Genomic DNA, 12312 nt, shown 5'->3' on the forward strand with positions numbered 1-12312 from the left:
GTAAGCGCTAGCGCCACCGGGCTCTTTTTTACTCTGCGGCCTCGGCTTTCTTCGCCAGACCATCAAGCAGCTTCTGGTGGATGCCACCAAAACCGCCGTTGCTCATCACCAGAATGTGGTCGCCAGGCTGAGCGGCTTTCACCACCATATCCGCGAGCGCATCCACATCCGCACTCCAGTGTGCAGGCTGAATACAGGCATCAGCCACTTCCGCCACCTGCCACGGAATATGCTGCGGCTGCAGCAGGAAGACTTCATCGGCGCGGCCTAACGACGGCGCGAGATCGTCTTTGCAGATGCCCATTTTCATGGTGTTTGAGCGCGGCTCCAGCACCGCCAGAATACGGGCTGTGCCGCCGACCTTGCCACGCAGGGCGGCAAGCGTTGCCAGAATGGCCGTTGGGTGGTGTGCGAAATCGTCATACACCGTGACGCCATTGGCTTCACCACGCAGTTCCAGACGACGACGGGCGTTGATAAACGAACCCAGAGCATTGGCCGCATCCGCAGGCAGAACACCCACATGGCGTGCAGCAGCAATCGCCATCAGGCCGTTGTGCATGTTGTGCTCGCCCACCAGACCCCACTTCACCTCACCCACTTTTTCCCCGTCGAGCAGGACTTCCCACTCGGAGGCATCGGCGTTGAGTTTTTTCGCCTGCCAGTGGCCCTGCTCGCCCACCAGTTCCTGTTCGCTCCAGCAGCCCATCGCCATGGTCTGCTTCAGGTTGATGTCGTTTTCCGGCAGGATGATGCGTCCCTGGCCCGGAACGATGCGCACCAGGTGGTGGAACTGTTTCTGAATCGCTTTCAGATCGTCAAAAATATCCGCATGGTCGAACTCAAGGTTGTTGAGGATCAGCGTGCGCGGGCAGTAGTGAACAAACTTGGAACGCTTGTCGAAGAACGCGCAGTCATATTCGTCGGCCTCGATCACAAAGAACGGGCTGTCACCCAGGCGCGCAGAAACATCGAAATTACCCGGCACACCGCCAATCACGAAACCCGGCTTGTAGCCACAGGCTTCAAGGATCCAGGTCGCCATACCGGCGGTCGTGGTTTTGCCGTGCGTTCCGGCAACAGCAACCACCCAGCGGTCACGCAGGACGAAATCATGCAGCCATTGTGGGCCGGACATGAACGGAATATTGCGTTCCAGCACCGCCTCAACACACGGGTTCCCACGCGTCATGGCGTTACCAATGATCACCAGATCCGGTTCAGGATCCAGCTGGCTGGCATCGTAGCCCTGAATCAAAAAGATGCCCTGTTTCTCCAGAAGTGTGCTCATTGGCGGATACACATTGGCGTCCGAACCTGTCACTTCATGGCCCAGCGAGCGCGCCAGCATTGCCAGTCCGCCCATGAAAGTGCCACAAATCCCCAATATATGAATGCGCATACGTCACTATCCCTCTTCAATGTGGCGCACATTTTACTCACATGTTAGCGGCTGTGAAATGCATTTCAGGTAAATCCGTATACTGCTGGCGCGATTCACCACTGCGCTACTATTTGAATATTTGTTAAGATTGTTGGGCTTTAGTCGTTTTAGTGAACATACAATCGCTCTACTCACAAAGATGCAGGGAAAGTGTTATGAAAACGTTAGGTGAATTTATTGTCGAAAAGCAGCACGAGTTTTCTCATGCTACGGGTGAACTCACTGCTTTGCTGTCGGCAATAAAGCTGGGCGCTAAGATCATCCATCGTGATATCAATAAGGCCGGTCTGGTCGATATCCTGGGTGCCAGCGGTGCCGAGAACGTTCAGGGCGAGGTTCAACAGAAACTCGATCTGTTCGCAAATGAAAAACTGAAAGCTGCACTGCGCGCGCGCGACATCGTGGCGGGTATCGCCTCCGAAGAAGAAGATGAAATTGTTGTTTTCGACGGGTGTGAACACGCTAAATACGTTGTTCTGATGGATCCGCTGGACGGCTCCTCTAACATCGACGTTAACGTTTCTGTCGGTACCATTTTCTCCATCTACCGCCGCGTCACGCCTGTTGGCACGCCGGTGACCGAAGAAGATTTCCTGCAGCCGGGCATTAATCAGGTTGCTGCCGGTTACGTCGTGTATGGCTCCTCCACCATGCTGGTGTATACCACCGGGTGTGGGGTTCACGCCTTTACGTACGATCCTTCACTGGGCGTTTTCTGTCTGAGCCAGGAACGTATGCGCTTCCCGGAGAAGGGCAACACCTACTCCATCAACGAAGGAAACTACATCCGATTCCCGAACGGCGTGAAGAAGTACATCAAATTCTGCCAGGAAGAAGATAAAGCCACTCAGCGCCCTTACACCTCCCGCTATATCGGCTCTCTGGTCGCGGATTTCCACCGTAACCTGCTGAAAGGCGGTATCTACCTCTACCCAAGCACTGCAAGCCACCCGGACGGGAAACTGCGCCTGCTGTACGAATGCAACCCGATGGCGTTCCTGGCCGAACAGGCTGGCGGCAAGGCGAGCGACGGTAAAGATCGTATTCTGGAAATCGTGCCAGAAAGCCTTCACCAGCGCCGTTCGTTCTTCGTCGGCAACAACCATATGGTTGAAGACGTTGAACGTTTTATTCGTGAGTATCCGGACGCGTAATACCTTTCCTCAGGGGAGCCCATCCGGCTCCCCTGGTCATTTATATATTTAACCGTATAAGTGTTTATAAAAAACACGCTTTAATATTCATCACTGCTCCTGCATTATTTCCATAACAGTTTGGCAAATATTTCGTGGAGCAAAATCGCAATGAAAAATTATTCCCGTGCTAATACCGGCATTGATTTAAATCTTATCCCGGTATTTATTGAAGTTGTCCGCTGCGGCAGCATGGCAAAAGCCTCTTTGCGCCTGGAGATGTCCCGTCCAGCGGTCAGTCTGGCGTTGAAGCGCTTTAATCAACTGTTTGATGAGCCACTATTTTTCCGCAAAGGTTTATATCTTGAGCCGACGGAAAATGCGTTAGCCTTAACCAGCGCACTGGAAATGTTAGTGGGTAATATTCACGATAATATTGCTGAAGTAAATTCAGGGAAGAATAAAACCCCGGCACATCATGCACCGGGGCTGGATAATATTATGCTGCAGTCTGAGCCGACAGCTTGAATGATGACATGGCTTCCATCAGCTGGCGCGACTGCTCCTCAAGGGAGCGAGTCGCGGCGGAGGATTGCTGTACCAGCGCCGCATTCTGCTGCGCAGTCTCATCCATCTGATTCACCGCAATATTCACCTGCTCAATGCCGCGACTCTGCTCCTGGGATGCAGTCGCAATTTCGCGCATCAGTTTCGTCATGCGCAGCACTTCGGTTGCGATCTCATCCATGGTTTCGCCAGCCTGCTGGGCCAGTTCGCTGCCCTCGCTGACGTGGGTCTGGGAATCACTGATAAGCGCTCGGATCTCTTTCGCTGCATCGGCACTGCGGCTGGCAAGGTTTCGCACTTCGCCCGCGACGACGGCAAACCCGCGTCCTTGCTCACCCGCGCGCGCCGCTTCCACGGAGGCGTTCAACGCGAGGATATTGGTCTGGAAGGCAATACCGTCGATAACACTGAGAATGTCCGCGATACGTGCCGAACTGCCGGAGATATCACGCATTTTTTCAATGACGTAGCAGACCATTTCGCTGCCGTGATCGGCCGTGTCTGACACCGATTTCGCCAGCTGGTGAGCCTGCTCGGCATTATCGGCGTTGAGTTTCACCGTCGCGGTGATCTGTTCCATGCTGGCGGCGGTCTGCTCCAGCGACGTGGCGGTCGATTCCGTACGCTCAGCAAGATCCCTGTTCCCCGCCGTCAGCTCACGGCTGCCGGTATCAATTTGCGAGCTGGCATAACGTACCCGCAGAACCGAGTTCATCAGCGAATGGCGCATCTCTTCGATTGCCGCATTCAGGCGATTAAACTCCTGGCTTGCCGGTGGATTCAGCGTGTGGGTTAAATCGCCTGCTGCCACATTCTCCAGTTGAGCAATAGAGGTCGAGAGCGGTTTGAGCAACATGTGGCGCAGTACCAGCCAGGCCAGCACAATAATGCCCGCCGTCAGCAGAGCCGCCACCACGATCAGGATCAGAACCCGATTTTTGCTGGACTGCACGGCACTCACTTCCGCTTTGCCGCGCGCTTCACTCCATTTCTGGAAGGCCTGCATGTCGTTATCAAACCGGGAGGCCACCGGAATCAGCTTGTTTTCCAGTAGGTCGTAATAGCTGTCCGCGCTCTGTTCGTTCAGCGCTTTCAGCATCGGGTTAATCCCCTGCTGGTTGTACGTCGCGAGGCTGGCCGCCACTTTATCAAGCAGTTGTTGGCCTTGCTCATCGGCCACGCCGCCATCAATCACGCCTTTCAGCGTTTTCTGAGCCAGGGTGACTTCCTGATTGATATTTTTTACCGATTTGGCCGCATCATCCAGCATGCCGATTTCCATCATTCGGACGGCCTGACCCGCTTCATTGCGGGCGCGGAGGATCAGCGTATAGCCGGAATTAAGCTGCACCATCTGCTCACCCTGAAGGTGGTTGATGCGCTGTAGTGAAGAAGAACTCTGTGTGAGGGCATAAATGCCAATACCGCTGACAATCAGCAGCAGAAGGGTCATAACGGCCAGTAAAGAGAGCAAGCCGGTACGAATCGATAGCGTTTTAAGCATGATATTATTTCCGGTAGCGAGATATTTCTGGGCATAAAAAAAGAGTATCGGCCGCTACCGGAAAATGTTTAGACTTTAAGCAAATTCAGCGTGTTATCGCTCTGTTACTGATGTGTTTACGCGTGTAACCGTCGAGCTTTGACGATTCTCCCAGAGCACCGTCAGACCACGTTGCAGGGCGATAAAAATAAACAGCAAAATGCCGATGGCGATCTTGGTCCACCAGGAGCTGAGCGTGCCGTCAAAGTTAATGTAGGTTTGTATCAGGCCCTGGATTGCTACGCCAAACAGCGTTCCCAGCACCGTCCCCACGCCACCACTGAGCAGGGTTCCACCGATCACCACCGAGGCGATGGCATCCAGTTCCACCCCTACGCCTGCCAGGGCATAACCCGCCTGGGTATAAACCGAGAAGACAATCCCCGCCAGCGTCGCCAGACCCGTTGAGAGCATATAGATGCGAATAGTTGTACTGCGGGTGGAGATCCCCATCAGGTTTGCCGACGTGGCGTTTCCGCCAATGGCGTAAACCTGATTGCCAAACCGGGTGCGATGCGCAAGGAAAATACCAATCACCACGACGCCGAGCATCAGTAACCCCATCGCGCTCAAACGACCACCGCCGGGTATTTTCCACGCCAGGCTAGAGAGCGTATCGTAAATCGGATGGTTGATCGGAATAGATTCTTCCGACACCAGATAACTCACGCCGCGAAGGAAGAACATCCCGGCGAGGGTAATAATAAAAGCCGGGATTTTCAGCGCATCGATCAGGAGCCCCATAAAGGCACCAAACGCGCACCCCATCACCAGCACCAGCGGAAACGCCACCAGCGGTGAGATCCCCCAGAAACCGATCGCCTTCGCAAGAAACACGCCGGTGAATGCGATCACCGAACCAACGGAGAGATCGATCCCACCGGAAAGGATCACAAAGGTCATCCCGACGGCGATAATGCCTAAAAAAGCGTTATCGGTCAGGATATTGCAAATCACACGCGTGGAGGCAAACCCCGGGAACTGGGTCAGACAGTAGAGATAACCCAGCACAAACACGCCAAGCGTGATCATTAGCGGCAAATTACGTTTTATCATGGCCACGGATCCCCTTAATGATGCTGACAAAGCGCGGCGACTGGACGATCAGCACACAGAGCACGACCACCGCTTTGACCACCTGGTTGAGTTCCGGCTGGAACCCCGAAAGCAGGATCCCGGTGTTCATCCCCTGAATAATCAGCGCGCCAATCACCGAGAGCAGCAGGTTAAAACGCCCGCCCATCAGCGATCCGCCGCCGATCACCACCGCCAGGATCGCATCCAGCTCCAGCCAGAGTCCTGCGTTGTTGGCATCGGCCCCACGAATATCTGCCGCAACGATCGTCCCGGCAATGGCGGCGCATATGCCGCTCAGCACATAGGTCAGCATCACCATCAACCGGGTATTGACCCCGGCGTTGCGCGCGGCACGAATGTTGATCCCGACGGCCTCAATGAACATGCCCAGTGCCGTTTTGCGGGTAAAGAGCCAGAACACCACCAGCGTCACCAGGGCAATGATCACCGGAGTCGGGAAGAACAGCAGTTTTCCGCTGCCAAGCCACGCCAGGCCCGGAGAGTTAAAGGTGACGATCTGCCCGGATGTGATCAGCTGCGCCACACCGCGCCCGGCGACCATTAAAATCAGGGTGGCGACAAACGGCTGGATCTTGAGGACTGCCACCAGAATACCGTTCCACAGCCCGGCGAGTACGCCAGTGCCTAAGGCGGCAAGCAGCACCACCGGCAGGCTGTGCCCGGCCACGGTCATTGAGGCTGCCGTAGCCCCGGCGATAGCCATCACCGCGCCGACGGAGAGGTCAATCCCGCCAGTGGCAATGACCAGCGTCATACCAATCGCCAGCAGCGCCACAGGCGCCGCACGGTTCAAAATATCAATCGGGCTGCCAAACAGACGGCCATCCTGGACAATAATCTGGAAGAAATGCGGCGCGACAAGGCTGTCAACCAACAGTACCACCAGCAGTGCCGCGATTTGCGGTGTGCCGGTTGGCCAGTTGAAGCGGCGCTTTGACTCCCCTGTTTGCGAAAGCGAACGAGACATCACAATTCACTCCTTACGCCGCGATGGCATTCATGATCGCCGGAACGGACAGTTTATCCAGCGGGATCTCTGCCACCTGTTTACGATCGCGCATGATGATAACGCGATCGGCATACCCCACCAGTTCCTCCAGCTCAGACGATATGACCAGCAGCGCCAGGCCGTCCGCACACAACGTTTCAATAAGCCGGATGATTTCAGCATGCGCACCGACGTCAATCCCGCGCGTCGGTTCATCGAGGATCAGGAACTGGGGTTTGGTCAGCAGCCAGCGCGACAACAAGACCTTCTGCTGGTTACCCCCTGAGAGGAATTCAATAGGTTGTTCTGCGCTCGGGGTACGAATGCCAAGCTGGCGGATAAAGCGTTCCGCAATGGCGTTTTGCTCTTTGCGTGGGATTGGCCTCAGCCAGCCTCGCTGCGCCTGTAACGCCAGAATGATATTCTCCCGCACCGAGGCGGCGGCAATAATACCGTCCGTTTTTCTGTCTTCCGGACAGAAGCCAACGCCCAGACACGAGGCCTGATGCGGCGATCGCAGCGTTTGCGGTTTGCCTTTGATTAATGCGGTGCCACTGTCTGCTGGCTTAATTCCAAAGATGACTTCGGCGGTTTCTGTTCGTCCGGAGCCTAACAATCCGGCCAGACCGACAATTTCGCCAGGACGAACCTCCAGGTTAAACGGTGAAATAGTCCCTTTTTTGCCGAAATCACTGAAAGCCGCGACGGGTTTTTCACTCAGCAGCGTGCGGCCCGCACGCTGTAGCGCGTTGGTCTCCAGCTCGCGCCCGAGCATCATTTTGACCAGTTCAATCTGTGGTAATTCACGGGTTTCCCGACAGCCGACAAAACTGCCGTTACGCAGTACCGTAATGCGATCGCTCACTTCATACACCTGATCGAGGAAATGAGTCACGAAGATCAGGCTCACGCCCTGATCGCGCAGCTGGCGCATCAGGGTAAAGAGCATTTCCACTTCCTGGGTATCGAGACTGGCGGTGGGCTCATCGAGGATCAGTACTTTTGCGGAGAGATCGATAGCGCGACAAATCGCGACGATCTGCTGCATGGCAACGGAAAAGCGGTTCAGCGGCTCGCGAACGTCAAGAGAAAAGCCGTAGGATTCCATCAGCTTTGTCGCCCGCGCCTCCATCTCCTTGCGGCGCAGCAGGCCAAAGCGTCGTGGTTCACGGCCAATAAACAGATTATCCGCCACCGACATGTTCGGCAGCAGGTTCACTTCCTGATAGACCGTCCCGATCCCAAGCTGCTGGGCGTGAGCGGTATTTTTTGGCGAAATGGCATTGCCTTCCAGCCAGATAGTGCCGCGATCGGCATGATAGACGCCGGTCAGGGCTTTAATCAGCGTCGACTTCCCTGCTCCGTTCTCACCCAGCAGCGCCATAATCTCACCGCGCCGCAGGCTGAAATCAACGTTATCCAGCGCTTTTACGCCAGGAAAGTATTTACTCAAGCCCTCTGTGCGGAGGATTTCCTGATGTTGTTCCGAGTTCATATTTACGCCTCCGGCACAAATCGTAGGCCGGGTAAGCGTAGCGCTACCCGGCAATTACACTGGATCAGTAACCCATATTTTTCTTCTTCTCTAACTCTTCTTTTGCTGTGTCAGGAAGGTAGAGTGTGGATTTGGTGATGGTCAGTTTTTCAGGCATCGTGCCGTCTTTCTTGAATTTCTCCAGCGCATCAAATGCCGGACCCGCCATGTTCGGCGTGAGCTCCACGCTGGCGTTCGCTTCACCGTCCATCATCGCCTTGTAGATGTCTGGCACGCCGTCGATTGAGCCGGTGAGGATATCTTTGCCCGGCTTCAGGCCCGCTTCTTTAATGGCCTGAATCGCACCGATCACCATGTCATCGTTGTGGGCGTAAACCATGCAGATGTTCTTGCCGTTGTTTTCAGCCTTGATAAAGCTCTCCATGACCTCTTTGCCTTTACTGCGCGTGAAGTCACCGGACTGAGAGCGGATAATCTTGATGTTTGGTGCTTTAGCGATAGCCTCAGCAAACCCTTTCTTACGGTCGATGGCCACGCTCGCGCCAACGGTGCCCTGCAACTCAACGACGTTACACGGTTTGCCATCCACCTGTTTCACCAGCCAGTCACCAATCAACTGTCCTTCAAGAATGTTGTTGGCGGTGACGGTGGTCATATAGAGCGATTTGTCTTTGACATCGATGGAACGATCGAGCAGGAAAACCGGGATCTCAGCGTCTTTCGCTTCCTTCAGGACAGGTTCCCAGCCCGTCGCGACGACAGGCGCAATAAAGATGGCATCAACGCCCTGGGCGATAAACGAACGCACGGCTTTGATCTGGTTTTCCTGCTTTTGCTGACCATCGGCAATTTTCAGGGTGATACCACGTTTCTGGGCCTCGCTTTTTGCAACGTTGGTTTCTGCTGCTCGCCAGCCGGATTCAGAGCCGACTTGCGAAAAACCTACGGTTAAAGGGGCGGCCATCGCCATAGACGACATGGCTGCCGAAACTGCTGTGACCAGGAGTAAGCGCTTCCACATATGAACGTCCTCGTAGGGGGATTATTGTTGGTGAAAAGATGTTCTGCGAAATGACTATAGCCAATGAAATATGTAACGAATTGCGTTACATCACACTTCGGGAAAGTGAATAAAACGTTAATCACAAGTTTGTAATCGCTTTCATCTCGCCATGAAAAATGCAGCTGAGTTTATGGATTTTTCTGTCATGGAATCGGTCTGAAAAGTGGGGTTAGCGGTGAGAGAAGGCGAAAACAGGCGAAGACATTCAGCGCGAGTTGGCTATAATACCTGCCACTTGTTTACCATCCATTTTAAAGGACACCGACATGAGCTTACTCAACGTCCCAGCGGGTAAAGAACTGCCAGAAGATATCTACGTAGTAATCGAAATCCCGGCTAACGCAGATCCTATCAAATACGAAGTGGACAAAGAGAGCGGCGCCCTGTTCGTAGACCGTTTCATGTCTACCGCGATGTTCTATCCGTGCAACTACGGTTACATCAACCACACCCTGTCTCTGGACGGTGACCCGGTTGACGTACTGGTCCCAACGCCATACCCACTGGAGCCAGGCTCCGTCATTCGCTGCCGTCCAGTTGGCGTGCTGAAAATGACCGACGAATCCGGTGAAGATGCGAAGCTGGTTGCGGTACCGCACACCAAGCTGAGCAAAGAATACGATCACATCAAAGATGTGAACGACCTGCCAGAACTGCTGAAAGCGCAGATCACTCACTTCTTCGAGCACTACAAAGACCTCGAAAAAGGCAAGTGGGTTAAAGTTGACGGCTGGGACAACGCAGAAGCGGCGAAAGCAGAAATCATCGCCTCTTTCGAACGCGCTGCTAAGAAGTAATTCTTACTGCTGATATTAAGGCCCCGCAAGTCGGGGCTTTTTTGTCTCTCTGAACTGTCACAAAAACGTCATAAAGAGATTTTGTCTCATAATATTAATTAGATATCGCTTTTTACCTGCCTTATCCCCACTTTTCTTCTTAAAGTCTCCCTGCCGACGGTCGATACCTCCCGTGATATGAGCGCAATCGCTTTTTCATATAACAGGAAATCATGAAACTCAACACACTCACAATTGGGCAGCGACTGGGCCTTTTGGCGTCACTTCTGCTGCTTGCAACACTTTTTATTGGTCTGCGTGGCCTGTTGATCAACAGCGACAGCCAGGCGCAGAACGAACAGATTATGGCGATGGAACAAACCATTACCAGCAGCATAGATACTGCACGCAATGCTCAGGTGCAATTCAAGATCCAGGTCCAGGAGTGGAAAAACACCCTGATTCGTGGCGCGCAGGGGCAAGAAGCATTCGATAAATACAAAAAGGCCTTTGTCGCAGAAAGTCAGAACACGCAGACACTGCTGACCCGGCTAAGTGAGCTTCTGCCGAAAATTGGCATGGATAATCAACAAGTGCTGGCAACGCGCGACATCCACGCCAGCCTCGAACAGAAATACCTGGCGGCACTGGCTACCTACCAGGTGGGAGATCCCACCAGCGCCCAGCGCGTGGACAAGCAGGTTACAGGGATTGACCGCGAGCCGACAAAAATGATCGACAACGTCGTGGCCCGTACATTGCAGCATGCCGAGACTATTCACCAGCAGACCATCGCCCGCAATCAGGAGCAGTATCAGAAGACAAAATGGATGCTGGTGCTGGCAATGGCCCTCACGCTGGCGGCCGGGATGCTAGTTACCTGGTGGCTGATTCGCAGCATTACTCTTCCGCTGGCACAAGCCGTCACGATAGCGCGTACCGTAGCCGCCGGTGATTTGCAGTCCCGCTTTACCGTGGCCGGTCGAGATGAAACGGCTGAGCTCATGCGCGCTCTGCAGGAGATGAATGAAAACCTCACGCGTATTGTCTCTGGAGTACGTAAGGGTACCGAAACCATCGCCACCGCATCAGCGCAGATTGCCAGCGGTAGTCATGAGCTTTCTTCCCGCAACGAAGCGCAGGCCAGTGCACTGGAACAGACCGCAGCATCCATGGAGGAGCTGACATCGGTCGTGAAAAGCAACGCAGAACATTCACGCACTGCCAGCGATCTTGCCCGTAATGCCCGTCAGGTAGCCCGCCAGGGCGAAGAGGCCGTTGAACGTGCGATGCACACCATGAGTGAAATTCATAATTTCTCCAGCGAGATCAACTCCATCATCAGCATGATCGACAGTATCGCCTTCCAGACCAATATCCTGGCACTTAACGCTGCTGTTGAAGCGGCGCGCGCGGGAACTGAAGGCCGCGGTTTTGCCGTCGTTGCAGCAGAAGTGCGCGCCCTGGCGCAACGTTCAGCCGCCGCCGCCAAAGATATCCGCGTTCTGATCGACCGCTCCGTTAACCGCATTGACGAGGGGAATGGCCAGGTGCAGCAAGCCGGCGCAGCGATGGCGGATATTCTGCACAGCGTCAGTAAGGTGAGTGAACTGATTGAGGCAATTTCTCATGCCAGCCACGAACAAAGTACCGGGATCGATCAGGTCAACGTGGCCGTCACGCATATGGATACGGCAACACAGCAAAATGCGACCTTGTCGCAAGAATCTTCCGCCGCGGCGCAGGCAATGCATCGCCAGGCGGAACAGCTTCTGGAATCGGTGCAGATATTCAAGCTGCGTCGGGAAGCCATTTAGCCCACAAAAAACAACGCCACCTTTCGGTGGCGTTGTTTTTTTTCAGTACTGGTCTCTGTCTAACCAGTTACCGCTTACAATCCGCGTTAACCCTTCAACCGGACGCTGGTAGACATACATCCACGCGCTTCCGTACGGTGTCTGGATCAACTGGCGCGCGTATTCACCGCCCCTGGTGCGCAAGGCATCAAGTTCGGCAAGTGTCGCGTTATCAATACGATAGACTTCACCCTGTACTGTTCCTTCGCCGGGAACCGCGCCTGGATAGTGGCCCAGGCTGTACAACTGGTAGTTCTCGATATTGTAATTCCCCAGCAGCAGGGCATTGGTCATCCAGTGACTGTTGCCTTGCTTGGTTCGTAAACTGCCGTAGACAAATATTCGCATT

At 54.3% G+C, this 12312-nt stretch carries 11 protein-coding genes; 4 read left to right on the forward strand and 7 right to left on the reverse strand.

The features are described from left to right. Positions 1-28: 28 nt before the first annotated feature. Entirely contained in the window at positions 29-1402 is a 1374-nt protein-coding gene (gene mpl / locus AC0XWG_RS04615) for a UDP-N-acetylmuramate:L-alanyl-gamma-D-glutamyl-meso-diaminopimelate ligase (protein ID WP_475680424.1), read from the reverse strand. A gap of 197 nt (positions 1403-1599) precedes the next feature. On the opposite strand from mpl, the gene fbp reads away from it, so the two are divergent. Together fbp and AC0XWG_RS04625 are read left to right on the forward strand one after the other, a co-directional pair. After that, complete coding sequence (gene fbp / locus AC0XWG_RS04620; protein ID WP_049005180.1) at positions 1600-2598, forward strand: class 1 fructose-bisphosphatase; 999 nt, start codon at positions 1600-1602, stop codon at positions 2596-2598. 150 nt (positions 2599-2748) lie between these two features. Beyond that, the gene (locus AC0XWG_RS04625) at positions 2749-3105 is read left to right on the forward strand and encodes a helix-turn-helix domain-containing protein (protein ID WP_049005179.1); all 357 of its coding nucleotides are present in this window, start codon (positions 2749-2751) and stop codon (positions 3103-3105) included. On the opposite strand, the gene AC0XWG_RS04630 is transcribed toward AC0XWG_RS04625, so the two are convergent. The 5 genes from AC0XWG_RS04630 to ytfQ form a co-directional block, all read right to left on the reverse strand. Continuing rightward, positions 3077-4648, reverse strand: coding sequence for a methyl-accepting chemotaxis protein (locus AC0XWG_RS04630; protein ID WP_475680425.1), 1572 nt, complete (start codon positions 4646-4648; stop codon positions 3077-3079). The genes AC0XWG_RS04625 and AC0XWG_RS04630 overlap by 29 nt on opposite strands. A 93-nt stretch (positions 4649-4741) precedes the next feature. Continuing rightward, positions 4742-5743, reverse strand: a complete 1002-nt coding sequence (gene yjfF, locus AC0XWG_RS04635; protein ID WP_028016479.1) for a galactofuranose ABC transporter, permease protein YjfF — start codon at positions 5741-5743, stop codon at positions 4742-4744. Next, positions 5730-6755 carry a galactofuranose ABC transporter, ATP-binding protein YtfT gene (ytfT, locus tag AC0XWG_RS04640; RefSeq protein WP_028016478.1) on the reverse strand — a complete coding sequence of 342 codons (1026 nt, stop codon included), beginning with the start codon at positions 6753-6755 and terminating at the stop codon, positions 5730-5732. Before ytfT ends, yjfF begins: the two co-directional genes overlap by 14 nt. A gap of 10 nt (positions 6756-6765) precedes the next feature. Next, positions 6766-8268: a galactofuranose ABC transporter, ATP-binding protein YtfR gene (gene ytfR, locus AC0XWG_RS04645; protein ID WP_129996829.1), complete on the reverse strand. Its 1503-nt coding sequence runs from the start codon at positions 8266-8268 to the stop codon at positions 6766-6768. A gap of 64 nt (positions 8269-8332) precedes the next feature. Beyond that, the gene (ytfQ, locus tag AC0XWG_RS04650) at positions 8333-9289 is read right to left on the reverse strand and encodes a galactofuranose ABC transporter substrate-binding protein YtfQ (RefSeq protein ID WP_014068659.1); all 957 of its coding nucleotides are present in this window, start codon (positions 9287-9289) and stop codon (positions 8333-8335) included. Between the two features lie 308 nt (positions 9290-9597). On the opposite strand from ytfQ, the gene ppa reads away from it, so the two are divergent. After that, positions 9598-10128 (forward strand): inorganic diphosphatase, encoded by a 531-nt coding sequence (gene ppa, locus AC0XWG_RS04655; protein ID WP_010427397.1) that lies wholly within the window; start codon positions 9598-9600, stop codon positions 10126-10128. Between the two features lie 212 nt (positions 10129-10340). Continuing rightward, complete coding sequence (locus AC0XWG_RS04660) at positions 10341-11924, forward strand: methyl-accepting chemotaxis protein (protein WP_128348282.1); 1584 nt, start codon at positions 10341-10343, stop codon at positions 11922-11924. A gap of 42 nt (positions 11925-11966) precedes the next feature. On the opposite strand, the gene AC0XWG_RS04665 is transcribed toward AC0XWG_RS04660, so the two are convergent. Next, on the reverse strand, positions 11967-12311 hold the full coding sequence (locus AC0XWG_RS04665; RefSeq protein ID WP_014830431.1) for a gamma-glutamylcyclotransferase family protein: 345 nt from the start codon (positions 12309-12311) through the stop codon (positions 11967-11969). Between the last annotated feature and the right edge of the window lies 1 nt (position 12312).

The sequence above is a fragment of the Enterobacter sp. DVT3837 genome (assembly GCF_056238685.1).